The organism is Micromonospora sp. USAFONa4 (assembly GCF_057197825.1).
Map to the genome: position 1 here is coordinate 3,508,537 of NZ_CM170072.1, position 25,319 is coordinate 3,533,855.

19 protein-coding genes and 1 pseudogene are annotated in these 25,319 nt (G+C 74.5%); 9 read left to right on the plus strand and 11 right to left on the minus strand.

Annotated features, from left to right (window positions below; all coding sequences use genetic code 11):
- Window positions 1-55: 55 nt before the first annotated feature.
- On the plus strand, window positions 56-433 hold the full coding sequence (locus tag AC0OO9_RS15410; RefSeq protein ID WP_007073957.1) for an ArsR/SmtB family transcription factor: 378 nt from the start codon (window positions 56-58) through the stop codon (window positions 431-433).
- Window positions 434-491: 58 nt separating this feature from the next.
- Here AC0OO9_RS15410 and AC0OO9_RS15415 read toward each other — a convergent pair whose 3' ends face one another.
- The 5 genes from AC0OO9_RS15415 to AC0OO9_RS15435 form a co-directional block, all read right to left on the minus strand.
- Window positions 492-1,205: a DedA family protein gene (locus tag AC0OO9_RS15415; protein ID WP_484517762.1), complete on the minus strand. Its 714-nt coding sequence runs from the start codon at window positions 1,203-1,205 to the stop codon at window positions 492-494.
- Between the two features lie 156 nt (window positions 1,206-1,361).
- The gene (locus AC0OO9_RS15420; RefSeq protein WP_484517763.1) at window positions 1,362-2,147 is read right to left on the minus strand and encodes a thioesterase family protein; all 786 of its coding nucleotides are present in this window, start codon (window positions 2,145-2,147) and stop codon (window positions 1,362-1,364) included.
- A gap of 90 nt (window positions 2,148-2,237) precedes the next feature.
- Window positions 2,238-4,763 (minus strand): polynucleotide kinase-phosphatase, encoded by a 2,526-nt coding sequence (locus AC0OO9_RS15425; protein WP_484517764.1) that lies wholly within the window; start codon window positions 4,761-4,763, stop codon window positions 2,238-2,240.
- Entirely contained in the window at window positions 4,760-6,217 is a 1,458-nt protein-coding gene (locus AC0OO9_RS15430; RefSeq protein ID WP_484517765.1) for a 3' terminal RNA ribose 2'-O-methyltransferase Hen1, read from the minus strand. The genes AC0OO9_RS15425 and AC0OO9_RS15430 overlap by 4 nt, the downstream gene beginning before the upstream one ends.
- Before the next feature lie 364 nt (window positions 6,218-6,581).
- Window positions 6,582-8,147 carry an LPXTG cell wall anchor domain-containing protein gene (locus tag AC0OO9_RS15435; protein ID WP_484517766.1) on the minus strand — a complete coding sequence of 522 codons (1,566 nt, stop codon included), beginning with the start codon at window positions 8,145-8,147 and terminating at the stop codon, window positions 6,582-6,584.
- Window positions 8,148-8,326: 179 nt separating this feature from the next.
- Here AC0OO9_RS15435 and AC0OO9_RS15440 point away from each other — a divergent pair, with 179 nt between their 5' ends.
- Window positions 8,327-8,812, plus strand: a complete 486-nt coding sequence (locus tag AC0OO9_RS15440) for a SigE family RNA polymerase sigma factor (protein WP_484517767.1) — start codon at window positions 8,327-8,329, stop codon at window positions 8,810-8,812.
- The gene (locus AC0OO9_RS15445; protein WP_484517768.1) at window positions 8,809-9,867 is read left to right on the plus strand and encodes an LCP family protein; all 1,059 of its coding nucleotides are present in this window, start codon (window positions 8,809-8,811) and stop codon (window positions 9,865-9,867) included. The genes AC0OO9_RS15440 and AC0OO9_RS15445 overlap by 4 nt, the downstream gene beginning before the upstream one ends.
- 53 nt (window positions 9,868-9,920) lie before the next feature.
- Here the strand turns inward: AC0OO9_RS15445 and AC0OO9_RS15450 are convergent, their stop codons facing one another.
- The gene (locus AC0OO9_RS15450) at window positions 9,921-10,133 is read right to left on the minus strand and encodes a hypothetical protein (RefSeq protein ID WP_311414846.1); all 213 of its coding nucleotides are present in this window, start codon (window positions 10,131-10,133) and stop codon (window positions 9,921-9,923) included.
- Between the two features lie 405 nt (window positions 10,134-10,538).
- On the opposite strand from AC0OO9_RS15450, the gene fbaA reads away from it, so the two are divergent.
- Window positions 10,539-11,564, plus strand: a complete 1,026-nt coding sequence (gene fbaA / locus AC0OO9_RS15455; RefSeq protein ID WP_132235200.1) for a class II fructose-bisphosphate aldolase — start codon at window positions 10,539-10,541, stop codon at window positions 11,562-11,564.
- Window positions 11,565-11,671: 107 nt separating this feature from the next.
- Here the strand turns inward: fbaA and AC0OO9_RS15460 are convergent, their stop codons facing one another.
- Window positions 11,672-12,925, minus strand: a complete 1,254-nt coding sequence (locus tag AC0OO9_RS15460) for an LOG family protein (RefSeq protein ID WP_421456739.1) — start codon at window positions 12,923-12,925, stop codon at window positions 11,672-11,674.
- Window positions 12,926-13,232: 307 nt separating this feature from the next.
- Here AC0OO9_RS15460 and AC0OO9_RS15465 point away from each other — a divergent pair, with 307 nt between their 5' ends.
- Window positions 13,233-13,661 (plus strand): DUF3151 domain-containing protein, encoded by a 429-nt coding sequence (locus AC0OO9_RS15465; RefSeq protein WP_484517769.1) that lies wholly within the window; start codon window positions 13,233-13,235, stop codon window positions 13,659-13,661.
- 129 nt (window positions 13,662-13,790) lie between these two features.
- On the opposite strand, the gene AC0OO9_RS15470 is transcribed toward AC0OO9_RS15465, so the two are convergent.
- Together AC0OO9_RS15470 and AC0OO9_RS15475 are read right to left on the minus strand one after the other, a co-directional pair.
- Complete coding sequence (locus AC0OO9_RS15470; protein ID WP_484517770.1) at window positions 13,791-15,431, minus strand: MinD/ParA family ATP-binding protein; 1,641 nt, start codon at window positions 15,429-15,431, stop codon at window positions 13,791-13,793.
- Between the two features lie 1,528 nt (window positions 15,432-16,959).
- Window positions 16,960-18,126, minus strand: a complete 1,167-nt coding sequence (locus AC0OO9_RS15475) for a diacylglycerol kinase family protein (protein WP_484517771.1) — start codon at window positions 18,124-18,126, stop codon at window positions 16,960-16,962.
- Between the two features lie 122 nt (window positions 18,127-18,248).
- Here AC0OO9_RS15475 and AC0OO9_RS15480 point away from each other — a divergent pair, with 122 nt between their 5' ends.
- The 4 genes and pseudogenes from AC0OO9_RS15480 to purD all read left to right on the plus strand — a co-directional run bounded on the left by AC0OO9_RS15480 (window position 18,249) and on the right by purD (window position 21,991).
- A complete protein-coding gene (locus tag AC0OO9_RS15480; protein ID WP_327030141.1) occupies window positions 18,249-19,538 on the plus strand; it encodes an adenylosuccinate synthase in 1,290 nt (429 codons plus the stop codon).
- A 180-nt stretch (window positions 19,539-19,718) separates the two neighbouring features.
- A pseudogene (locus AC0OO9_RS15485) lies at window positions 19,719-19,847 on the plus strand (type IV toxin-antitoxin system AbiEi family antitoxin domain-containing protein); the annotation flags it as partial.
- Between the two features lie 222 nt (window positions 19,848-20,069).
- Entirely contained in the window at window positions 20,070-20,636 is a 567-nt protein-coding gene (locus AC0OO9_RS15490) for a DUF559 domain-containing protein (protein WP_484517959.1), read from the plus strand.
- A gap of 107 nt (window positions 20,637-20,743) precedes the next feature.
- Complete coding sequence (gene purD, locus AC0OO9_RS15495) at window positions 20,744-21,991, plus strand: phosphoribosylamine--glycine ligase (RefSeq protein WP_484517772.1); 1,248 nt, start codon at window positions 20,744-20,746, stop codon at window positions 21,989-21,991.
- Window positions 21,992-22,143: 152 nt separating this feature from the next.
- Here the strand turns inward: purD and AC0OO9_RS15500 are convergent, their stop codons facing one another.
- Together AC0OO9_RS15500 and AC0OO9_RS15505 are read right to left on the minus strand one after the other, a co-directional pair.
- Window positions 22,144-23,580: an MFS transporter gene (locus tag AC0OO9_RS15500; protein ID WP_484517773.1), complete on the minus strand. Its 1,437-nt coding sequence runs from the start codon at window positions 23,578-23,580 to the stop codon at window positions 22,144-22,146.
- Between the two features lie 55 nt (window positions 23,581-23,635).
- The gene (locus AC0OO9_RS15505; RefSeq protein WP_484517774.1) at window positions 23,636-25,198 is read right to left on the minus strand and encodes an AMP-binding protein; all 1,563 of its coding nucleotides are present in this window, start codon (window positions 25,196-25,198) and stop codon (window positions 23,636-23,638) included.
- Window positions 25,199-25,319 lie beyond the last annotated feature (121 nt).

Sequence of the window (25,319 nt, forward strand, 5' to 3'; positions counted from 1 at the left end):
GTCTGCCGATTCGGATCCGCCGATATGCAGGCGGATCGATGCTGCTGGTGGAAGGATGGAATACGTGGGAACTGCGTTGGCCGAAATGACTATGCCTCAGATCTCGCCGCTTGCCGGCGAGCCGATCGAACGTGCCGATGCCGAGCGTCTGGCGGGGGTCCTCAAGGCCCTCGCCGACCCTGCTCGACTTCGGCTGCTCAGCCTGATCCAGTCGGCGCCCGAGGGCGAGGCGTGCGTGTGCGACCTGACCGCACCCCTCGGCCTCTCGCAGCCGACGGTCAGTCACCACCTGCGTATCCTCACCGAGGCCGGCTTGCTGGAGCGGGAGAAGCGCGGTGTCTGGGCGTACTACCGGCTGGTGCCGACGGCGATCGCCACGATCGCCGATCTGCTGACCCCGCCGCGCAAGCGCGCCACCAAGAAGGCGCGCTGACCTTCACCGTTCGTCCGGTGCCATCCCCCACCGGGGGCGGCACCGGACGGCCGGTCGGTCAGTGCTTGCCGTAGTGCTCGCGGGTCTCCCGGATCGCCTCCTCGGCGGCGGCGCGTTCCTGCGCGGTGGTGCCACGCCTGGCGGCCATCCGCGCCCGCAGCAGCTCGACGGCGATCGGGACCACCGAGATCAACACGATGGCGATCAGGATCATCTCGATGTTCGCCTTGACGAACGGGATCTGGCCGAGGAAGTAGCCGAGCACGGTCACGCCCGTGCCCCAGAGCACGCCGCCGATCACGTTGTAGATCACGAACGTGCGGTAGTTCATCCGGCTGACCCCGGCCACGATCGGCGTGAACGTCCGCACGATCGGCACGAAGCGGGCCAACACGATGGAGCGCGCGCCGTACTTCTCGAAGAACTCGTGCGCCTTCAGCACGTTCTCCTGCTTGAACAGCTTCGAGTTCGGCCGGCGGAACAGCGCCGGGCCGACCTTGCGGCCGAACGCGTATCCGACCTGGTCGCCGGCGATCGCCGCGATGGTGATGAGCAGGCAGACCAGCCACAGCGGGTAGGTGATGTACTTCCCGTCCGCGGTGAGCAGCCCCGCGGTGAACAGCAGCGAGTCGCCCGGCAGGAAGAACCCGATCAGCAGGCCGGACTCGGCGAAGACGATCACCAGGATGCCGATCAGCCCGAACGTCGAGATCAACACCTCTGGATCGAGCCAGCTCGGCCCCAGGGCCAGGGTGGTGGTGGGCGTCGGCACGAGGCGACCTCCGATGTATGCCGGTCGGTGACGGAACGTCCGTAGTCTAGGTGGCTGCCGGCCTGCCCGGTGCTCGACGTCACAGCGCGCGAGGCGGTGCCACCCCGGCCGGGCAGGCACATCCCGCACCGGCCCCCCCCCGCCCGCCGCGCCGCCTCAGCGGGGTGCGACGACGAGCGTCTGCACGGCGCCACCCACGGTGCCGTCGGCGTCGGCCAGCCGGCTCGCCGCCACGCCCGAACCGTGCGGCCCGATCGTGGTGGCCGAGTCGAGCAGGAGCCACTCGCCGCGCGGCGGCCGGTGCAGGGTCACCGTCAGGTCGACGTTCACGAACAGCCACCGGGCCAGGTCCAGGCGGGCACTCACCCCGCTGCCCGAGTCCGCCACCAGCAGCGCCAGCTCCGCGGGGCCGACGGGCTCGCCGGGCAGCAGGGGGATCCGGGGCCGCGCCCACACCCGGGCCGGGCCCGGCTCGACGAACGCGCCGGAGACGAAGCGCCACTGCATGGCCGACAGGTAGCCGGCGGAGTGCGCGGCGGCCCAGTGCTCCGGCTCGGTGCCCGCGTCCGGCCCCGGCACCGGCGGCCCGTCGTCGACCGTCGCGGGCGTCGGCTCGGCCGGGGCCAGGACGCGCCAGCCCCGGGCGTGCAGCACCTCCTGCCCGCCGGCCTCCGCGATCCCCTCCACCAGCGTGATCCGGCGGCCGGCCCGGACCGTACGGACCCGCAGCGTCAGCTCCGCCACCGGCACCGGGCGCAGGATGTCCACCGACACGCGGGTGAGGAGTTGGCCGTCGACCGGTTCGTGACCGGCGAGCGCCCGGGCGAGCAGGGCCGACGGCGGGCCGGCGTGCTGGGCGGCCGGATCCCACGGGCCGGCGGTCGCCGGCGTCGACCCGAACCGACCACCGCCGGCCGGCTCGTAGAACGCCTCGTACGTCATGGCCGGCGACCATACCCGCGGCGACCGACAGCCGGCGCCCGGCGGTACGGGTGACGGCCGCCGTCGACCGCCGTCACCCGTCGTGCGTCGTCACAGCCGGGGGTCGACCGGCTCGGACTCGCAGGCCAGGATCGCGAACACCAGCTCGTGCCGGCGCCACAGCGGAGCACCGGCGACCAGCGCGTCGAGCGCCGCCAGCCCCAGCCCGTGCTCGCGCAGCGCCAGCCCCCGCTTGCGCCCCAGCGACCGGCGGCGCAGCGCGGCCAACTGCTCCGGCTCGTCGTAGCCCGGGCCGTAGATGATCCGCAGGTACTCCCGGCCCCGGCACTTGATGCCCGGCTGGAGCAGCGAGCCCCGCTCGGTGCGGGCGGCCGGGCCGGCGTACGGCTTCACCACCATGCCCTCGCCGCCGGCCGCCGTCAGTGCCAGCCACCACTCGGTGGCCGCCGCCTCGGCGGCCGGATCGGCCAGGTCGACGACCTGGCGGCGCGTCGGTGTGAAGAACTCCGGGTCGGCGGCGCAGAGCCGGTCGGCCAGCCCGAGGTGCCAGCCGTGGTCCCGGTCTGCGTAGCTGGCCTTCGCGCCGGCCAGCACCGCGAACGGGGCCAGGGTCACCCCGCGCAGCCCGTCGGTCGGCCCCACGTACGCCCGGTAGGCGTCCGAGTAGGCCAGGATCTCGTCGCGGCGACGGGCCATCCGGTCACGCAGCTCCGCCACGGGCAGCCCCCGCCCGGCCGCCGCCTCCAGCGCGGCCAGCGCCGCCGGCAGGGCGGCCCGGCCGGCGGCGCCGACCCCGGCGTACTGCTCGCGGATCAGGCCGCCCGCCTTCGCCGACCAGGGCAGCAGCTCGCAGTCGAGCAGCAGCCAGTCGGTGCCCAGCTCGTCCCAGAGCCCCGCCCCACCGACCGCCGCGCGCACCCGGTCGAGCGGCTCGGTGTCGAGCGGCGCGCCGAAGAACGGGCGGCCGGTGCGGGTGTGCACCACCCCGCCGCCCGGGCCGAAGGGCCCGCCGTCGGGCTCCCGGCAGACCAGCACCACGGCCCGCGAGCCCATGTGCTTCTCCTCGCAGACCACCCGGTCCACGCCCGCCGCACGGTAGTCGGCGAACGCCTGCGCCGGGTGCTCCAGGAAGCCGCCCGCCGTCGCCGTCGAGCAGGGCGCCATCGTCGGCGGCAGCCAGGCCAGCCAGCGCGGGTCGACCGCGAAGCGGCTCATCACCTCCAGCGCGGCGGCCGCGTTCTCCGCCGGCACGGTCAGCGACCCGTACGGGTGCTCGACGTGCCGCCGGCCGGTCACGTCGGTCAGCTCCAGCACCTGGTCGGGTCGGGCCGGCGCGGCGGCCAGCGGGCGGACCGGGGCGTACCACTCCCGCTCCGCCGGCACCGAGACCAGCTCCTTCTCCGGGTAGCGCAGCGCGGTGAGCCGGCCGCCGAAGACGCAGCCGGTGTCGACGCAGATGGTGTTGTTCACCCACTCCGGCACGGCGGCCGGCGTGTGCCCGTAGACCACCATCGCCGAACCCCGGTACTCCCGCGCCCACGGGTAGCGCACCGGCATCCCGTACTCGTCGGTCTCGCCCGTGGTCTCGCCGTACAGCGCGAAGGAGCGCACCCGGCCCGAGGCGCGGCCCTGGTACGCCTCCTTCAGCCCGGCGTGCGCGACCACCAGCCGACCGTCGTCGAGCACGAAGTGGCTGGTCAGGCCGTCGATGAAGCCCGCCACCTCGGCCACGAAGGCGTCCGGCTCCGCCGCCAGCTGGTCCATCGTCTCGGCCAGCCCGTGGGTGAGCCGCACCTCGCGGCCGCGCAGCCGGCGCAGCAGCTTCTGCTCGTGGTTGCCGGGCACGCAGATCGCGTGCCCGGCGGCGACCATGCCCATCACCAGGCGGAGCACGCCGGGCGAGTCCGGACCGCGGTCCACCAGGTCACCGACGAAGACGGCGGTACGCCCCGACGGGTGCGTCGCGTCCACCGGCCGGCCCCGCTCGTCGCGGCGCAGCTCCCAGCCGAGCCGGACGAGCAGCGTCTCCAGCTCGGCGCGGCAGCCGTGCACGTCCCCGACGATGTCGAACGGCCCGGTCAGCTCGCGCCGGTCGTTGAACAGCTTCTCGTAGCGGATCTCGGCGGCGTCGATCTCCTCGACGCCGCGCAGCACGTGCACCTTGCGGAAGCCCTCCCGGGCCAACAGCTTGTACGAGCGGCGCAGGTCGCGCTGCATCCGGGCGAGTACGTGCCGGTTGAAGGTGCGGTCGGCGCGGCCCTCGGTGCGTTCCCACGCCAGCGCCTCGGGCACGTCCAGCACGACAGCCACCGGCAGCACGTCGTGCTCGCGGGCCACCCGCACCAGGCCCGCCCGGGCGTGCGGCTGGAGGTTTGTCGCGTCGACCACCGTGAGCCGGCCCCGGCGCAGTCGCGTGGCGGCGACGTGGTGCAGCGCGTCGAAGGCGTCGGCGGAGGCGGACTGGTCGTTCTCGTCGTCGGCGACCATCGCCCGGAACGTGTCCGAGGAGAGCACCTGGCTGGGCGCGAAGTGCCGGCGCGCGAAGGTGGACTTGCCGGAGCCGGAGACGCCGACGAGTGCGACCAGGGCCAGCTCGGGGATGTCGAGGGTGGTCACGGGTTCTCCTTCCGGGTCAGCACGACGAGCTGGGTGGGGGCGCCGACCTCGGGATCGTCGTCGCCGACCCCGCTGATCTCGGCGGTGTAGCCGTACGTGGTGGACACCCGGTCGACCCAGGCGGCGAACTCCGCGCGGGTCCACTCGAAGCGGTGGTCGGCGTGCCGGAACCGCCCGGCGGGCAGCCCCTCGTAGCGGACGTTGTACTCGGCGTTCGGCGTGGTCACCACGACCGTCGCCGGGTTGGCGTGACCGAGCACGGCGTCCTCCAGCGCCGGCAGCCGGGGCGGGTCCACGTGCTCGATCACCTCCATCAGCACCGCCGCGTCGTACCCGCGCAGCCGGTCGTCCCGGTAGGTCAGCGCGGACTGCCAGAGCCGGATGCGGTCCCGCTGCCGCTCGGGCAGCCGGTCCAGCCGCAGCCGCCGGGCGGCCAGGGCCAGCGCGTGCGTGGACACGTCGGTGCCCACGATCTCGGTGAACCGGCGGTCGCCGACCAGCGCGGCGAGCAGGGCACCGCCGCCGCAGCCGAGATCCAGCACCCGGCTCGCACCCGCGCCGGCCAGCGCGCCGAGCACGGCCTCCCGCCGGCGCGCGGCCAGTGACGCCCGGCGGGCCGAGACCTGCCCGCCCTCCCCGGTCGCCCCGTCCGCGGTCGTGCCGTCCCCGGTCGCCTCGTCGACGGCCGGCTCGTCGGTCGGGCGTCGCTCGGCCAGACGGGCCAGGGCCAGCCCGGCCAGCGCCCGCCGGTGCGCCAGGTAGCGGCGGCTGATCATGTCGCGCTCCGGGTGGTCGGCCAGCCAGCCCTCGCCGGCCCGCAGCAGCTTGTCGACCTCGTCCGGGGCGACCCAGTAGTGCTTGGCGTCGTCCAGCACCGGCAGCAGGACGTAGAGGTGGTTGAGCGCGTCGGCGACGCGCAGCGTGCCGGTCAGCGTCAGGTCGACGTACCGGCTGTCGCCCCACTCCGGGTGCCGCTCGTCGAGCGGGATCGGGGCGGCGGTCACCGCCCAGCCGAGCGGGCCGAACATCCGGACCGCCACGTCCGCGCCACCCCGGCAGCGCAGCACCGGCACCCGCACCTCCAGCGGGATCGGCGTACGGGCCAGCTCGGGGCGCTCGCGGGACTCGCCGCGCAGGGCGGAGCGGTACACCTTGGACAGCGCGGAGGAGAGCAGGCTGGACGCCGCGTAGGGCCGGTCGTTGACGTACCGCCCGAGGGTGAAGCTGTCCGGGGTGGGCGCCTGCTGCCGGCCGCGGCCCCGCGCGCCGGCCAGCCGCAGCGGGTCGACGTCGAGCAGCAGGGCTGCGGTGCAACGCTGCTCGTCCGCCTCCGGATAGAACACGTGCGCGGTGCCGACCGGCACGTCGAAGGCGTGCGCGCGGTCGGGGTGCTTGATCAGCAGGTGTCCGAGGTCGGTGGCTGGGCGGTGCGTGGTGGTCAGGGTGAGCAGCACGCGCCCAATGGTGTCAGGCTCGTCGATCTTGCGTCGTCCCGTTTTTGGTTGCTCGTCGGTTGGTGGGTTCCGGGGGGTCCGCTGGTGGGGTTTCCGGGGGAGCCCCGCCCGCTCCGGGCGGTCAGGCTTGATCCCTGCGCGGGCGGGGCTCCCCCGGAAACCCGTCGTGGTTCCGGTTCGTCCGGCCGCCCGGGCGGGGGCGCCTGTCGTCGGTTGGGGTGTCTGTGGGCGGGGGCGCGTGCCGTCGGGGGTGGGTGTCTGGGGGTGTGGCGTCGGGGTGGGTGGCTGGGGGTGGGGTGGGGTGGGTGGAAATGGTGGTGCCCCGCCGGCCAGGGGGCGGCGGGGCACCGGGGGCGCGGGTGGGTCAGGCGACGAAGCGGGTCTTGCGGCGCTTGGTCACCACGTAGCCGCCGACGCCGGCGACGAGCAGCAGCCCGCCGATGCCGGCGATCAGGCCGGTGGACTCACCGGTGATCGGCAGGGTGCCGCCGTCACCGTCACCGTCACCGCCTCCGCTGCCGCCGCCGTCGCCGGACGCGTTCACCAGGAGCTTGGCGGTGTCGTTGGCCGGCTTCAGGTCCTTGGAGAAGCCGCCGTCGCACTGGCACGGGATGTTGATGTCGACGGTGCCGGTCGCGTTGGCGACGACCTTGTCGATCCGGAGCCCGAACTCGAAGGTCTGCTCGTCGCCGGCCTTGAGGAACGGCTGGGCGTAGCAGAAGTAGGTGCGTCCGCCCGGCTCGCCCGGCTCGCCCCGGTCCTCGCCCTTCACGGGCATGCAGTCCCCGGGCGCGTCGACCACGGTGGTGCCCTCGGGAACCGCGACCTCCATGTAGGTCACGGAGGACCCGCCGCGCATGTAGTCGAGGGTGGCGGGGCCGTTGTTGCGGAACCCGACGGTCGCGGTGACCTGCACGCCGGCGTTCCCCTTCACCGAGTCGCCGATGGCGCCGACGTCGGTGCCGTTCGTGCCGGTGGCGGTGACCTCCAGGCTCGACCAGTTGTTCTCCGGGTTGATGTCGACCTGGGACGAGCGGGCCCGGACGTTCGGGGCCGAGAGGCTCAGGGCCGCACCGTCGCCGGGCTCACCGACCGAGTAGCCGTTGTCGGTGAGGTACTTGCTGAAGTCCTCGAACTCGGCGACGGTCATCCAGTTGTAGTAGCCGTAGTCCCTGCCGGGGGCGTAGGTGTCCGCGCCCAGCTGGTACGCCAGCGAACCCGAGTGGACGGCCCCAGGGGCCACGTCGGCCGAGAAGCGGCAGGTGCGGAGGTAGTCGCCCTCGTAGGTGCAGTTGCTGTGCCGCTTGTCGGCACGGATGGCGTGGTCGTTGTCGAAGACGGCGACCGCGCCCTTCGCGGTGGTCTGACCGGCGTTGCCGAGCACGATCGGCGCGGTGAACCGGCTGCCCGGCGCCGCCGAGACCTCCGTCTCCGTGCCGCCGGCCAGGTCGACGCCCTCACCGATCCGGATCTGCGACGTGTGGCTCGTCGGCGCCAGGCCGTCGGCGCTCACCGTGACCTTGACCTTGCCGGCGTCACCGTCCTTCGCCTCCGCCGTGGGCACGACGGCCACGTTGAAGTAGCCGGAGGCCCAGTCGTACAGGTCGTGCTCGAAGGGATCCGTGCACACCAGGACGCCCGTCTCCGGCGACGTGCACTCGGACTCGAACTCCGACTTGATCTGCACCTTGTCCGCGAAGTCGCGGTAGTCGAACCGGGCCGTCAGGCCGAACACGGTGACGGGCTCGGAGGCGAACATGAGGGGCGACTCGTACTTGCCCTCGGATCCCGCCGCGACGGTCAGGTCGGTGAAGTAGACGCCGAGCTCGACGTCGGTGTCCTCGGCGACGGCGGGGGAGGCGGAGGCGGCGACGAGCGCGCCTGCGACGCCCAGCCCGGCCAGCCAGCGCCGAGTGGAGTGCTTGAGCATGTGGGGGGTTCCTCCCGTGGGAATGCCAGGAGTGGCCAGCGGATCTTAAGGACTCCTTAAGATCCGCCGCTGCCCGGTCGGCCTCCGGCGGGCAAACATCGACCGAACGGCTGACCAGGATCGCCGCAATGTTCCGGCCGCCCGCATCCGTCAACAGGAACAGGAGTCCGGGAGGTGCAGTGACGTACGAGGAGTTCGCCGACTCACGGCTGGCCGCGCTGCTGCGGTACGCGGTCATGCTGACCGGCGACCCGCACCAGGCGCAGGACCTGGTGCAGGACACCATGGTCCGGGTCCAGCTCAACTGGCGCCGGGTAGCCCGTGCCGACTCGCCCGAGCGCTACGTCCGCCGGATGCTGACCAACCAGTACGTCGACTGGCGGCGGGGCTCCTGGATGCGCCGGGTGCTGCTACGCGCCGAGCCCGACGACGCGGTGCCGGCGCCGGCCGACCACGCCCAGCACGCCGTGGAGCGGGACCAGGTCTGGTCCTGGCTGTCCCGACTGCCGCGTCGGCAGCGGGCCACGCTGGTGCTGCGCTACTACGAGGACCTGCCCGACGCGGAGATCGCCGACATCCTCGGCTGCGCCGTCGGGACGGTCCGCTCGTCCATCTCCCGAGCCCTGGCCACGCTGCGCGCCGAATACGTGGAGGCCCGATCGTGATCGAGGACGACCTGCGTGCCGCCTTCGCCCGGCACGAGACCCTGACGCCGCCCGCCGGCCCGCTGCGGTCCGCCATCGACCGGCTCGCGGCTGCCCGCCGCCGTCGCCGGCTGCGGCTCCGGGCCGGCGGTGCCGCGCTGGCCCTGCTCGGCGTACTCGGGATCGGAGTGCCGCAGTTCACGCCGGACCGGGTCGCCGAGGACGCCACGCTGCTCGCCGAGCCCACCGGGCCGGCACCGACCGGCGCGCTGAACATCCTGCTGCTCGGCGCGGACGGCTCGGCGAAGGCCCCCGCCCGGATGGCGGACTCGGTCCTGCTGGTGCACATCCCGGCGGACCGCAGCCGGCCGTACCTCGTCTCGCTGCCCCGCGACCTGGCGGTGCCGATTCCCGGGCACGGGACCGACAAGCTCAGCAGCGCCTTCCTGCACGGCGCCGGGGACGGCCGGCCCGACCTCGGTCGCGGCTACGAGCTGACCCGCCGGGTGGTCGCCGACCTGACCGGCGTACGCGTCGACGCCGGCGCGGTGCTCACCTACCCGGTGCTGCGGCGGCTCACCGACGAGGTCCGCGGGGTGGAGGTCTGCCTGCCGCGCGAGGTGCGCTCGTCCCACACGAAGCGGGTCTTCCCGAGCGGTTGCCAGCGGCTCGACGGCGCCGCCTCGGTCGACCTGCTGCGGCAGCGGCGGGAACTGCCCGAGGGCGGGCTCGACCGGGACCGGCACGCGCAGCTCTTCGCCGCCGGGCTGATCCGTCGGGCAGGTGAGCAGGGGGTGCTGACCAGCCCCGTCAGGCTCCGCGCCCTCGTCGACGCCGCCGGCGCGGGGCTGGTGGTGGGCGGCGGCACGCCTCTCGTGGACCTGCTGCGGGTGCTTCCGGGCCTGGCGTCCGTCGACCCGGTCGGGCTCAGCCTCCCGGTCGGGCCGCCGGAGGGCCCCGGCTGGCGGCTGACACCGGACCGGGAGGAAGCGCCGGAGTTCCTCGCGGCGCTGCGGGAGGACCGGCTGGCGCAGTGGGCGGCGCGGCATCCGGAACGGGTCAACCGCACCCGCTGACGCGCGGACCGGACGGCACCGGGTCCTCCGGCGGGGTCCGGCCCGCGTACGGCTCAGCGGTAGTCGTCCTCGTCGGCGGCGACCACCCGCGCCTGCTCCATCGCGTCCCAGTCGTCGACCTCCAGGCCACGGTGCGGCTCGGTGTCGGCGTCGCCGGGGTCGATCGCGGCGGCCTGCTCGATCGCGTCGGCCGGCTCCGCCTCCATGTCGCGTTCCTCGGGGCTGAGGTGGTCGCTGGGTGCGAAGTCCTCTTCGGGCTGACCCATATCAGTCCCTCCCGGGATCTCAGCGGACAGTTCCCCACACACCGTACGGGTTGCGCCCGCCCGCCGCTCGGAAGCCGAGTCGACCGAATCGACCCACCGGCCGTCGCCCCCGGTGCCAGGATGGGACGGTGGGCTTCCTGATCCGGTCGGCGGCCACCGCCGTCGCGCGGCCGCGTCCCGGGGTGCCGTCGTGCTGGCCGTGGCGACCTGGCTGATCGGCGTTCCCGGTGCCCGACAGGTGGGAGGGGCGGCGGGGCGGTGGCCAGGGACCGGGCGCGTACCGGGTCGGTTGTGCCGGCACCGGTCTTCTACGGGATACTGCCGACGGTGGACAGCGCGGTCCGGCGCACCCAGGGACAACAGCGGCCGGTGACGGCCGAGAGCGGTAAGTAAGGAGCGTTCGACATGCCCATCGCTTCCCCCGAGACCTACGCGGAGATGCTGGACCGCGCCAAGGCCGGCCGGTACGCGTACCCCGCGATCAACGTGACGTCCTCGCAGACCCTCAACGCGGCGCTCAAGGGCTTCGCCGACGCGGAGAGCGACGGCATCATCCAGGTCTCGACCGGTGGTGCGGAATACCTCTCCGGCCCCTCCGTCAAGGACATGGTCACCGGCGCGGTGGCGTTCGCCGCGTACGCGCACGAGGTGGCCAAGAAGTACCCGGTCAACATCGCCCTGCACACCGACCACTGCCCGCAGGAGAAGCTGGACAAGTTCGTCCGGCCGCTCATGCAGATCTCCAAGGAGCGGGTGGCCGCCGGCCAGGAGCCGCTGTTCCAGTCGCACATGTGGGACGGCTCGGCCGTGCCCGTGGCGGAGAACCTGCAGATCGCGGCCGAGCTGCTCGACCGCGCCGCCGAGGCCAAGATCGTCCTCGAGATCGAGGTCGGCGTGGTCGGCGGCGAGGAGGACGGCGTCGAGAACGCCATCAACGACAAGCTCTACACCACCGTCGAGGACGGCCTGGCCATGGTCGAGGCGCTCGGCCTGGGCGAGAAGGGCCGCTACATGGCGGCGCTGACCTTCGGCAACGTGCACGGCGTCTACAAGCCGGGCAACGTCAAGCTCCGCCCCGAGATCCTCAACCAGATCCAGGAGGCGGTCGGCGCCAAGTACGGCAAGGAGAAGCCGCTCAGCCTGGTCTTCCACGGCGGCTCCGGCTCGCTGCTGTCGGAGATCCGCGAGGCGCTGGACTACGGCGTGGTGAAGATGAACATCGACACCGACACCCAGTACACCTTCACCCGGCCCGTCGCGGACCACATGTTCCGCAACTACGACGGCGTGCTCAAGGTGGACGGCGAGGTCGGCAACAAGAAGCAGTACGACCCGCGGGTCTGGGGCAAGGCCGCCGAGGCCGGCATGGCCGCTCGCGTGGCGGAGGCCTGCGAGCACCTGCGCTCGACCGGCACCACGCTGGCCAAGTGACGCGCTGACCTGTACCGCCGACGGCCGGCTCCCCACCCGGGGGCCGGCCGTCGTCGTCGTCGGGAAGGGCACCTTGCACATCGGAATGCGATAGGAAGGTGCCCTTCCTAACCGGCGGTGAGCACCCGGACCGCCTCGTGGACGTCGTCGGTGAGGTGCACGGAGGACGACAGGTCGCCGAACGGCGAGGCGCCCAGCAGCGGCCGCAGCAGCGATTCCACCGGAAGCTCGTCCGTCCAGTACGCGCGGTCCAGGAAGACGTACGCGCCGCTGGCCCCGTCGGTGCCGTAGTAGGTCTTCGTGGCGGCCTGGAACACCTCCTGCACCGTGCCCGCCCGACCGGGGGCGAAGACGATCCCGCCCCGGGCCAGCCGCAGGATGGTGTCCTCGCGGATGGCGTTGGAGAAGTACTTGGCGATCCGGCCGGCGAACAGGTTCGCCGGCTCGTGCCCGTACAGCCAGGTGGGGATGGCCAGCCCGCCGGCGCGCGCCCAGTCCACGTCGCCGCCGGCCAGCGCGGCCGAGTCGGCGCGGGACACGCTGCCGGTGTCGGCGTCCCGGGGCCGGGGCGGCACCACCGGCCGGCCGTACAGCTCCCGGACCCGCAGCGCCGCCGCCGTGTAGCGGTCGTGGTCGGTGAAGTCCGGTGCCCCGGCCAGCAGGTCGATCGCGGCGTCCAGGTCCTCGACCGGCCGCAGCGCGAGGTGGGCGCCGAGGTTGGCGGCCTCCATCACGCCGGGGCCGCCGCCGGTCACCACCAGCCGGTCGGCCCGCGCCAGTTCCCAGCCCAGCACCGCCGCCATCCGGTACGGCGCGCTGCCGCGCGGCACCGCGTGCCCGCCCATGATGCCCACCACCGACTGCGGCCCGTGGGTGGCCAGCCAGGCGCGGGTGGCGTCGGCCAGCGCGTTGTCCACGCCGTGGTCGTGCAGCCGCTGGCCGAGCGCCTCCCGGACGTCCGGCAGCGCCCCGCCGTGCGCCCGGAAGTGCTCGTAGACGCGGGTGTCGTACATCCCGGCGAACCCGCCCTCGGCGAACCCGGCGGCCAGCTCCTCCGGGGTGTAGAGGTGGGACGGCTGGGTCGGGTAGGGCAGCCCGGAGAACGGCGGCACCACGTTCGCGCCGCGCCGGACCAGGTCGGCGCCGACCTCCCGGGAGGCGAAGCGGCAGCCCACGAAGAGGGTGCCGGTCACCTCGACGGCGGTGAGGTCGGGGACGGGATCGAGGTCGAGCCGTAGCCCCTGCACGGTCAGCCCGACGAGGCTGCCGGTGGTCAGCCGCCGGTCGAACTCGGCGCGGGTCTCGATCTCGTCGGTGCAGGTGTGCGGCTCTATGACGTCCGCGGGAGGTGGGGTCGGCACCCTGGCCATCCTGCCCCGCCGGGTCAACCGGCCAAACCTGGGAGCCCTCCGCGCTCCGGCGACCCTGCCGCCGGAGGTCGCCCGACCCGCGCGTCACCGCACTCGTGCTGGACCGACGGGAGCCCGGCGGCCGTGACCACCGGGCTTCCGCGGTACCGGGTCCTGGGGAGGCTCCCGACCAATAGTTGTAGTCGAAAGTATCGGCCCGGGGCATGGGCCGCAGGCGTGACCAACTCCTCAGCCGTTCAGCCAGGCGGCTCGCCCAACCCCCTCGCGCGCCCAGGTGCGAAGCGGGTTGAATGGGGCGATGCAGAACCTGTTGCCGGAACCACCGGCCACTCTCCTCCCCGCGCACGACGAGGCCGACGCCGCCCTGGCCGCCGCCGAGCAGGCCGGCAGCGACGAGGCGCACGCCCAGGTGGCGGCGCGCTTCCCGACCTACAGCGCCGGCTGGGGTGCGCTGGCCGCGCGGGCTCTCGCCGCCGGCCAGGTCATCCCGGCGTACGCCTACGCGCGCACCGGCTACCACCGGGGCCTGGACCAGCTGCGCCGCAGCGGCTGGAAGGGATTCGGTCCGGTGCCGTGGTCGCACGAGCCGAACCAGGGCTTCCTGCGCTGCCTCTACGTGCTGTCCCGGGCCGCCGACGAGATCGGCGAGGCGGACGAGGCGGCCCGCTGCGCCCAGTTCCTCCGCGACTGCGACCCGGCCGCCGCAGACGCGCTCGCGAGCAACTGACGTCCGAGCCGACGGCCGGCGCGGCGTCAGTCCCGCCGGCCGTCGGCTCGCCCGAACCCACCATTCCGCCGCGCCCGGAGCGTGGCGATGGACTGCGCCGACGCGGTCGCTCACCGGCGGTGCGAGGGCCTACAGCCCCTCCGCGACGGCGGCGGCGATCTTCAACCAGGCGTCCCGGGCGGCCGCGGAGAGCCCCCCGTACCGGATCGGCTCGCCGGTGTCGATGAGCCGCTCGTACGGCGCGAGCAGCACCGCCCGGGTGCGCGCCGCGAAGTGCTCCTGGATCGCCGGCAGGTCGATCTCCTTGCGCGACGGCGGCATGGAGACCACGGTGACCGCCTGCCGTACCAGCCGCTGCCGGCCGCTCTGCTCCAGGTGGTCCAGCATCCGGGCGGCCGTCTCCGCCGAGTCGTTGCGGGCCGACATGGTGACCACCAACTGGTCGGTGGCGTCCATGGCGGCCTGCCAGTTCTGGGCCCGGACGTTGTTGCCCGTGTCCACGAAGATCAACTTGTAGAACCGGCTGACCACCTCGCGGATCTCGGCGAAGGCGGCGGCGGTGAGCATCTCGCCACCCGTGGCCGACTCGTCCGAGGCGAGCACGTCGAACATCCCCTCGCCCTGCGAGCGGACGTACTGCGACAGGTCGCCGACCCGCCCGTGCGCGCCCTGGAACTGGCCCAGGTCCCGCAGCATGTCCCGCACCGTACGGGAGTGGAAGTCCTGCTGGGCGCGCATCCCGAGGGTGCCCTGGGTCTCGTTGTTGTCCCAGGCCAGCACGTAGCCGCCGCGCTTCTGGCCGAACGTCATCGCCAGCAGCAGGATGGCCACCGTCTTGCCGGCCCCGCCCTTCGGGTTCACCACGGTCACCTGGCGCAGCCCGCCGAAGTTGCGGCGTACCGTCTCGATGTCCCGCCGCATCTCCTGCTCGTGCCGCCCGGGCGGCAGCCGCAGCCCCATCCGGTTGGCCACCGCCCGTACGCCCATCGTGGCCACCGGGTCGGCGGGCCGGACCTGCCGGCGGCGCGCGAAGTCCTCGGCCGTCGGCGGGTCGGTGATCGCCGGGCGCCAGTTCGGGTCGGGCTGTGCCGGCGGCACCGCGACGACCCCCTCCGCCGGCTGGTACGCCTGCTGCGGAGTCGGGGCGTGGCCCCCCGGGGCGGCCTGCTGCCAGGGCGGCGGATACCAGCCGGGCGGGTACGGCCCGGGCGGCGTCGCGCCCTGCTGCGGCGGGTACGGCCCCGGCGGACCGGCCTGCTGCGCCGGGTAGGGGCCGCCCTGCTGCGGCGGGTAAGGCCCGGGCGGTGCGGATTGCTGTACCGCCGCCGGGTCGGCCCCGAAGTCCTGCTGTGCCGCCGCATGGTCCGGTCCCAGGCCCTGCTGTGCCGTCGCCGGGTCGGCCCCGAAGTCCTGCTGTGGCGTCGCCGGGTCGGCTACGAAGCTCTGGTGTGGCGTCGCCGGGTCGCGCCCGGGGTTTGGCGCGGGGCCTACCGGCACGCCCTGCCCAGCCGAATCGCGCGGGAACGGCACCTGGGGCGCACCCGCCTGGGGCGGGGCCTGCCGGAGTGGGCCCTGGTCGGCCGGACCCGGCGGGGGGAGGGCCTGGTCGGCCGTGCCTGGCTGGGCCGGTTGCTGGTGGTGGAGGGTCGGTCGGAGCGTGGCGCCCTGGTGCGTGGGCGCCGGATCGGTCACGCCGGCTCCCGGTCCGGGCTCGACGACCGCCGGGGCGGGCCGCTGCGGCGGCTGCGCCCACGGCGACTCGGCCGGCATCCGCACCCCGCCGTTGGCCTGACCGCCGCCCGTCGCCGCCCCGCCGGCACCCCCGTTCGTCGAACCGCCGGCACTGCCGTTCGTCGAACCGCCGGCACTGCCCTTCGCCGAACCGCCGGCACTGCCGTTCGTCGGGCCGTCGGGACCGTCATCCGCCGGGCCGCCGGCACTGCCCTTCGCCGGGCCGCCGACACCGTCATCCGTCCGCCCGCCGGTACTCCCATTCGCAGGGCTGCTGGTGCTCCCGTTCGGCGGGCCGCCGGTCCCGTTCCCGCCCGTAGTCGGCGTGCCGGCCGTCGGGGCGTCGCCGGTCCGGTGGGGGCCGTCAGCTCCGGCGGATCCGCCGGGGCCGGGCGCCGTGTCGTGGGGCGACGGCCGACCACCCGGGAAGGCGCCGGCCGTGGCGTCCGGCGAGGCACCGTCGTGCCGCTTGGCGAACCCCTGGGCCGGCTCGCCCGGACCGCTGGGACGAGTCGAGTTGGCCGGTGCCGTGTCGGTCCGGGCGGTGCCGACGGGCTGCGGGGACGCCACCGGAACGGGTACGGCCGGCTGGTCGAGGCTGAATGGCATGTCGAGGTCGACCGGGGCGGGACCGGTCTGCGGAGCCCGAGGAGCCGGTACGCCACCTCCGGCGGCCACCGACGGACCTCTGCCCGCCCCGACCGCCATGCGGTCGCCGGCAGGGCCGGTGGCAGGCGCATCGACCGCGCCGAGGCCCGGGCCCAGGCTCGGGCCTCGGTCCGTCGGGCTCGGACCTGGGGTCGTCGGGCCCGGGCCTGCGGTCGGGCTCGGGCCTGGGCTCGGGCTCGGCGGGACCGTCGGGCCTGTGGGGGCGTTCGGGGTGGCCGGTGTGACCTGCGCGGTGGGCGTCGGCGGTGCCCAGGCCGAGGCGTCCGGCCCCCATCCCGACGCCGTGCCCGGTGGGGGACCAGATGCCTCGACCGGTGGACGGGCCGACACCCCGGTCGTTGGATGGCCCAAGGCGGCGGCATGCGGAGGCCCAGGAGCCACGGCCGGTGGAGGCCCCGGGATCGCAGTGGGCGGAGGCCCCGGAACTGCGGTGGGCGGAGGCCCTGGGATCGCAGCCGGTGGCGGCCCTGGGACTGTGGCCGGTGAGGGCCCCGGGACTGCGGCCGGGGGATGGCCCGGAAGTGCGGGTGGTGGCGACGCCCAGCCGGTGTTCACGCCCTGCGGGGCGGTCGCCCCCGCATCGGGGAGCGGCACCCCGTGCAGGGACGGGTAGTCGGCCGGCGAGGGCGGGTGACCCGGCCGGCCCTGGGGCGGGACCGGGGACGGGGGCGCGGCGGTCGACGCCCAGGGCGGTGTGTCGGTGCCGTCGATCTGCTCCGGGGGCCAGAGTGGTTCGATGTCCCGCTCCGGCATCGGCTGCTGGCCGGGCCCGTGGACCCGGTCGACGTTCTCGTCCACCACGGTTCCTCCCCATTCCTCCTGCCGAGGATAGGCCCAGTGACCGCGCCGGGCCGGCCGTCGCGGGCCGGCCGCGTCGGTCGCGCCGGGGACGCCGAGGTCAGCCCGCCCAGACCGCCCAGGCACCCGGCTCGATCCACCAGGACCGCTTCCGGCTCAGCTCGCCCTCGGCACCGTCGTCGAGGAACGGGACCTTTCCCTCGCGGGGCAGCACGGCCACGGCCCGCCCCCGGGCGCGTCGTACCTCCAGCCGGACCCGCTTCCTGCCCAACGCCGAGCGGGTCACCACGGGAACGGCGACCGCCACCTCGACCAGCCCGTCCGTCGGGTCCGGGTCGCCGAGCAGGGCCACGTCGTCGAGCCGGGCGTACCCGCCCGCGTTGCCGATCGCGCAGGCCAGCAGCGGATCGTCGCCGTTCGAGAGCACGGCGTCGTCCACCTCCACCCGCCCGCGCCAGTGCAGCGGCCGGCCGCTGTCGTCGGCGGCGCCGAGGAGCGCGCCGTCCAGGGTCACCGAGCCGCCGTCGTTGCGCAGCAGGTCGAGCCGGCGGGGCGTGCCGTCCAGCACCGCGGCGGCCACCGCCGCCGGGTCGCGGGGCAGCCCGAGCTGCGCCGCCAGGTCACCGTGCGCCGTGCTCCCTGCCGGATCGAGCGGGAGTACGCCGATCGGCGGCAGGTCCGGCACCGTCCGGTTGCCGGGCAGGTCGTCGGGGCGGCGGCTGGGCGGTGGGGCGTACCGGCGGACGAGCCGGCGCACGACGGCGCGCAACTGGGCGTCGCTGGCCGCGGCGACCACGAGCCGGGCCTTGGAGTCCGGATCGGGCCAGGTGAGGCCGTCCGGGCGGGGCGGGCCGTCGAACCGGGCCAGCACCTGGTCGATCTCGGCGTCGGAGCGGGCGGTGACCGTCTCGACGCGGGCGCCCCGGGCGGTGAGCGCGTCGGCGCAGGCCAGCACCGGCACCCGCGGGGTGTCGCAGCGCCCGTCGGCCGTCGCGTCACCGGCCGCGCAGGCGTCGGCCGTCGCGCCACCGGCGGGGGCGCAGGCGTCGGCCGACGCGCGGCTGGCCGTCGTGCCGCTGGCCGGGGCGCCGGCGTCGGTCGTGCCGCTGGCGGGGGCGCCGGCGTCGGTCGTCGTGCCGTCGGATGCGCCGGCGGCGGTCGGGCCGGCCCCCTCCTGCGGCGCCGCGCCGCAGCAGCCGCCGCTGCCGCAGGCCCCGCCGGACGCGTCGCGCTCCGAGCCGAGGGTGAGCAGCACCACGTCGTACACGGAAAGGCCTCCTGCCTCCCGACGCGACCCCTGCCGGCCGCGCCGCCACTACTTGTTAGCCTGACACCCCGGGCTCGCTGACCGGTCGCCACCTGGCACCCGAGCCTTCTGGAGGCGAAGAGATGCCAGCGATCGTGCTCCTCGGTGCCCAGTGGGGCGACGAGGGCAAGGGCAAGGTTACCGACCTGCTGGGTGGGCGGGTCGACTACGTCGTGCGCTACTCCGGCGGCAACAACGCCGGCCACACGGTGATCACGCCGGACGGCCAGAAGTACGCGCTGCACCTGATGCCGTCGGGCGCGCTCTCCCCGAGCGCGATGATCGTCATCGGCAACGGTGTCGTGGTCGACCCGAAGGTGCTGCTGGCCGAGATCGACGGGCTCGCCGAGCGCGGTGTCGACGTCAGCCGCCTGCGGATCTCCGGCGACGCGCACCTGATCATGCCGCACCACCGGGCCCTCGACCGGGTCGTCGAGCGCTACCTCGGCAGCTCCCGCATCGGCACCACGGGCCGGGGCATCGGCCCCGCGTACGGGGACAAGGTCGCCCGGATGGGCATCCGGCTGCAGGACCTGCTCGACCCGGGCATCCTGCGCAAGAAGCTGGAACTGGCGCTGCGCGAGAAGAACCAGCTCCTGTTCAAGATCTACAACCGCAAGGCGATCGACGTCGAGGAGACCGTCGAGGAATACCTGCGGTACGCGGAGCGGCTCAAGCCGTACATCGCCGAGACCCGGGTCATGCTCTGGGACGCGCTGGACCGCGGCGAGACGGTCCTGCTGGAGGGCGCCCAGGCCACCATGCTCGACATGGACCACGGCACGTACCCCTTCGTGACCTCGTCGAACCCGACGGCCGGCGGGGCCTGCGTGGGCGCCGGCATCCCGCCGACGGCGATCAGCAAGGTGATCGCGGTCAGCAAGGCGTACACGACGCGCGTCGGCAGCGGGCCGTTCCCGACGGAGCTGTTCGACGACAACGGGCAGCACCTGCGGAAGATCGGCCACGAGTACGGCACCACCACCGGCCGGGAGCGCCGCTGCGGCTGGTTCGACGCCGTCGTCGCCCGGTACGCCTGCCGCCTCAACGGCGTCACCGACCTGGTCGTCACCAAGCTGGACGTGCTCACCGGCCTGCCGAAGGTGCCGATCTGCGTCGGGTACGAGATCAACGGCGAGCGCTTCGACGACATGCCGATGACCCAGACCGACTTCCACCACGCGACTCCGATCTACGAGGAGCTCGACGGCTGGTGGGAGGACATCACCAAGGCGAGGACCGAGGACGAGCTCCCGGAGAACGCCCGCCGCTACGTCGCCCGCATCGAGGAACTCTGCGGCACCAGGGTGAGTGTCGTGGGCGTGGGCCCGGGCCGCGAAGAAAACGTCCTCCGCCACCCCCTCCTCCCCTAACCCCACCCCCACCCGGCTCCCCGACGGCCTGCGCGTTGATCAAGAGGTTTGCGTCCGGACCCAGGCCGGATCAGGACAAAAACCTCTTGATCAACGTGGAGAGGTTGGGCGTGTTCACAGGAGGGGCAGGGTTGTCCACAGGGGCGGTGCGGAGTGCGGGCGGGCCGTCATCGTGGTGGGATGAGTGTCGATGTTCTCCGCCGCATCGCCGGTCGCCAGGACGGGATGGTGACGGCCGCCCAAGCGTTGTCTGCCGGCTTCAGCCGGAGCCAGATCCGGCACCTGTGTCGCTCGGGCCGTTGGCTCCGGGTGGCGAGGGGCTGCTTCGTGCCGGCCCCCGAGTTGAGCCCTGCGGCACTGCGTAGAGCCCGCGTCCGGGCTGCGGTCGCCATCCTCGGGCCGGGTGCAGTCGTCGTTCTCGACACCGCCGCTGAGCTGCATCGGATCGCCGGGCTCCGTCCGACGCCCGCCATCCACGTGTCCCTGCCGCCGAACCGGCCACGCCCACAGCGGATCACCGACTCTGACGTCGTGGTGCACCAGCTCACCATCGATCCTCACGCCGTGGGCGAGGTCGCCGGGATGCCCGTGACCACCCCGCTGCGAACGTTGGCCGATGTCATCCTCCGGGTGGACCGTTACTCGGCGGTGTGCGTACTCGACTCCGCGCTGAATCGGCGGGTCGTCACCGAGTCCGACCTGGCCGGGATGCCGGCCCTTCTCGAGGGCCGTAGGGGAGCCGTCGCGGCCCGCCGTCACCTGGCTGAGGCCGACGGGCGGGCGCAGTCCCCGCTGGAGACCCGGACGAGGCTGCGGTGCGTCGACGGTCGCGTACCGCCCGACGTACTTCAGTTGGAGGTCCGCGACGGGGACGGCTACCTGCTCGGCATCGGCGACCTCGGTTGGCGGGCGGCGCGGGTGATCGCCGAGGCCGACGGACAGGCGTCCCACCACATGCCCGGGGCGGTCTTCGAGGACCGGGCGCGGCAGAACCGGCTGGTCAACGCCGGTTGGCGGGTCCTCCGCTTCACCTGGGCCGACACGCTGCGTCCCGACTACATCCCGAACACGGTCAAAGCGGCCCTACACCCCCACTGACCCACCCGCTCGGCGTGATCAAGAGGTTCTGGCCCGTCCTGAGGCGGAATTGGGACGCAAACTTCATGATCAACGGGGCCGGGGGTGGGGGTCAGTAGGATGCCGGTGTGCGGGTTCTTCTTCTTGGTGGTGGGGGGCGGGAGCATGCGCTCGCGCTCGGGTTGGCTGCGGATCCGGCCGTCGAGCAGCTGATTGCGGCGCCGGGCAACCCCGGCATCGCTTCGCTCGCCTCGGTGCGGGCCGTCGATCCGTGTGATCCGGCGGGCGTTGCCGCGCTGGCGGTGGAGACCGGGGTCGACCTGGTGGTGATCGGGCCGGAGGCGCCGCTGGTGGCCGGGGTCGCCGACGCCGTACGCGCCAAGGGGATCCCCGCGTTCGGGCCGTCCGCCGAGGCCGCCCGGCTGGAGGGCTCGAAGACGTTCGCCAAGGACGTGATGACCGCCGCAGGCGTACCGACCGCCCGCGCGTACACCTGCACGGACGCGGAGAGCACCGGCAGGGCGCTGGACGAGTTCGGCGCGCCGTACGTGGTGAAGAACGACGGGCTCGCCGCCGGTAAGGGCGTCGTGGTGACCGACGACCGCGCCGCCGCGCTGCGGCACGCCGAGGAGTGCGGCCGGGTCGTCGTCGAGGAATACCTCGCCGGCCCGGAGGTCTCGCTCTTCGTGGTCACCGACGGCGAGGCGGCGGTGCCGCTGCTGCCGGCGCAGGACTTCAAGCGGGTCGGCGACGGCGACACCGGCCCGAACACCGGCGGCATGGGGGCGTACGCGCCGCTGCCCTGGGCACCCGCCGGCCTGGTCGACGAGGTCATGCGCGACGTCGTCCACCCGACCCTGGCGGAGATGGCCCGGCGGGGCACCCCGTTCGCGGGTCTGCTCTACGTCGGGCTGGCGATCACCGCCGACGGCCCCCGGGTGATCGAGTTCAACGCCCGCTTCGGCGACCCGGAGACGCAGGTGGTGCTGGCGCTGCTGGAGACGCCGCTGGCCGGGCTGCTGCACGCCGCCGCGACCGGCACGCTGGCCGCGCACCCGCCGCTGCGCTGGCGCGACGGCGCCGCCGTCACGGTCGTGGTGGCCGCCGAGGGCTACCCGGCCGCCCCGCGTACCGGCGACGTGATCACCGGGGGCGAGGGGCCGGGGATCGTCCACGCCGGCACCCGACGGGGCGCCGACGGGGCGTTGCTCTCCTCCGGCGGCCGGGTGCTCTGCGCCACCGCCACCGGCGCCGACCTGCCCGCCGCCCGGGACGCCGCGTACGCGCTGGTCGCCGGGGTGGAGCTGGCCGGCTCGCACCACCGCACCGACATCGCCTCCGCCGCCGTCGAGGGTCGGATCAGCATTCCGGGCTGACCGGGCAACCTCCACCAGCCTCGCCTCCGGTTGAGCGGTGAGGCGAGGAGGTGGCGGGATTGCCTGCCGACATCGAGGGCTACCGCGAGTACGTCGGGGCGCGGCTGGAACCGCTGCGCCCGGGCTGACGCTGCATCCCTGACCCGGTGCCGTCACCCCCGTACGGGCGTGTCCCGGTGCGCGGCGGGCGTCCACAGTCCCTCGACCCGGACTCGCCCCTGTACGCGGGGCGTGTCCCGGCGCGTCGCGGAGGCGTACTGGCCGTTGAGCGGCACGAGTTCCTCCACCCGTTCGCCCGGGCCGCCGGGCGGGGCGGGCGGGTAGCGGGGCGGCTCGTCCAGCGCCCGCAGCGCCGGCAGCGGCGCGGCGGCCAGCGTCGCCACCAGCAGCGTCCCGGCCAGCACCAGGAAGGCGGTACGCAGCCCGACCCATCCGACCAGCGGCCCGGCGAGCAGGTAGCCCGCCGGGCCGGCGGCGTACGCGAACGAGGTCATCACCCCGACCACGCGCCCGCGCAACCGTTCGGGCGTGCGGGTCTGCATGGCGTAGTTGGACAGCGGGTTGACGGGCCCGTACGCGAGCCCGATCGCGACGGCGAAGCCGATCATGGCGGGGAACGGCGGCAGGGTGGCCAGCCCCACGAGGGCCAGCCCGATGACGACGAGGGAGATCACCATCAGGGTGTGGCGCCGGATCAGCCGGCCCGCCATGCCGGAGGCGAGCGCCCCGACGACTCCGCCGGCGCTCATCGCCATGAGCAGCGCGCCGAGCCGGGCCGGCTCTCCCCGGCCGACGAACCACGCCGGCAGCAGCACGCCCTCGACCGGCAGGTAGAGCGCCGCCAGCACCATCGTGAGCAGCGCGATGGTCCGCAGCAGCTTGTCCCGCCAGACGAACCGCAGCCCCTCGACGGTGCCGCGCCACAGCCCGGACGGGGGACGTTCGGGGCGGCCGGCCCCGGGCAGCCGGACGGCGGCGATCATCGCGACGGCCAGCGCGAACCCGGCGGCGGTGACCCAGAGGGTCGAGCCGGGGCCGATCGCGGCGATGAGGATGCCGCCGACGCCGGGCCCGATCAGGAAGGCGAGCCCCCAGACCGCCTCGTGCACCCCGTTGGCGCGTTCGATCCGCCAGCCGGCGGCCTGCGCGGCGGCCGGCAGCAGCGTCTCCCGGGCGGTCAGGCCGGCCGGGTCGAACACCGCGCCGAGCACGGCCAGCGCCACGATCCAGCCGAGGTTCAGCCCGAGCAGCGCGTCGACCACCGGGATCGCGGCGACCGAGACGGCGGAGAGCGTGTCGGAGACCAGTGCCGTGCGCCGCCGGCCGAGCAGGTCCACGACGGTGCCGGAGACGAGGCCGGACAGCAGCAGCGGCAGGGCGGTGGCTGCCGCGACCACGCCGGCGGCGGTGGGGCTGCCGGTGCGTTCCAGCACCAGCCAGGGCAGGGCCACGTTCGCCACGCCGTTGCCGGTGTTGGAGAGCAGGGTCGCCGCTTCGACCAGCAGCAGCGGTGCCCTCCGTGGTCCCGGCTGGCGGTGACGGGGATGGTGGCGATGCCGGGCACGGCGGCGCGGTCCGGAGCCGATCATGGTGCCGTCAGCCTAGGGGCGGCCGGGCATCCGGGCAGTAACGGCCGGGGAACGGTCAGCCGTAGTAGCGGCGCAGCTCGCGGGCCAGCACCTTGCCCGTGGCGTTGCGGGGCAGGTACTTCACGAAGACCACGTCCCGGGGTACGGAGAACCGGGCCAGGTAGTGCCGGACGTATTCGCGGACCGCCTCCGGGTCGAGCGTCTCGCCGGGGTGCAGGGCGAGGAAGGCGGCGAGGCGCTGGCCGTACTCCTGGTCCGGTACGCCGATCACGGCGGCCTCGCGTACCTGCGGCAGCCGGGCGATCAGGTCCTCCACCTCGGCCGGGAAGACGTTCTCCCCGCCGGAGACGATCATGTCGTCGGCCCGGCCGTCGACGAAGAGCAGCCCGTCGGCGTCGAGCCGCCCCAGGTCGCCGGTGTCGAGCAGGCCGCCGCGGTGCTCCCGGACCGCCCCGGAGGTGTAGCCCTCGAAGAGCATCTCGTTGCCGACGAAGATCCGGCCGACCTGCCCGGCCGGCACCGGCTCGCCGGCCGCGTCGAGGATCGCCAGCCGGGTGCCGTGCGGCGGGCGGCCGGCGGTGGTCGGAGCCGCGCGCAGGTCGGCGGGGCCGGCGATGGACGCCCAGGAAACCTCGGTGGAGCCGTAGAGGTTGTGCAGTACGTCGCCGTAGACGTCCATGAACCGCAGGGCGAGGCCGCCCGGCAGCGCGGAACCGCTGACCGCGACCACCTTCAGCGGGGGACGGGGGTCCGGCGGCGGCACCTCCAGCAGCCGTTGCAGCATCACCGGCACGGCGAAGAGCGCGTCGCAGCGCTGCGCCACGAGGGCGGCCACCGTGGCGGCCGGGTCGAACCGGCGGTGCAGCACGACCGTGGCCCGCAGGGCGAAGCAGACCTGGAGGGCCGCGTAGCCCCAGGTGTGGAAGAGCGGCGCGGCGATCATGACGGTGTCCCGGGCGTGCAGCGGGATCCGGTCGATGATGGAGACCAGCGGGCCGAACCCGTTCGGGGTGGGGCGCCGGGCGCCCTTGGGTGCGCCGGTGGTGCCGGAGGTGAGCACGATGGTCCGGCCGTCGCGCTCGGGGGGACGCAGCTCGCCGGGGACCGCGCCGGCGACGAGCGCCTCCCGGGCGCGCTCGTCGAGCCGTTGCACCTCGGCGGGGAGGTTGGCGACCCGGTCGGCGAACTCGGCGTCGTGCGCCAGCGCCCGCAGCCGCTGCTCCTGTGCGACGGTGGCGAGCTGTCCGGCGGAGAGCCCGGTGTTGACCAGCACCGCGTCCGCGCCGAGCAGGGTGGCGGCCACGATCGTCTCGACCAGGCCGTGGTGGTTGCGGCAGAGCACGCCGACCCGGTCCCCGGGTCGCACCCCCAGCGCCGTCCGCATTCCCCCGGCCAGCCGCTCCGACCGGTCGAGCAGTTCGGCGTACGTCAGGGCGGTGCCCTGCTCGTCGACGACGGCCGCCCGGTCGGGGTCGCGGGCGGCGGCCTGGCGCAGCTCGCCGGCGATGTTCCAGCCCCACCTGCGCAGCGCCTGGAGCTGCGAGGCGACGCGGACCGGTCGGCCGGGGGCGAGCAGCCCACGTCGGGTCAGGGTGGCGACGACGAACGGCAGGTCCATGTCGGCCTCCTCGTGCGGTGCGCGTGGGGCCCCCGGGCCGGGGACCCCACGCGGGCGATCTGGAGATCGAGCGCGCAGCGGTACGGGCGCGGCGGACGCCCGGGCCTGGTGCGGCCCTGGA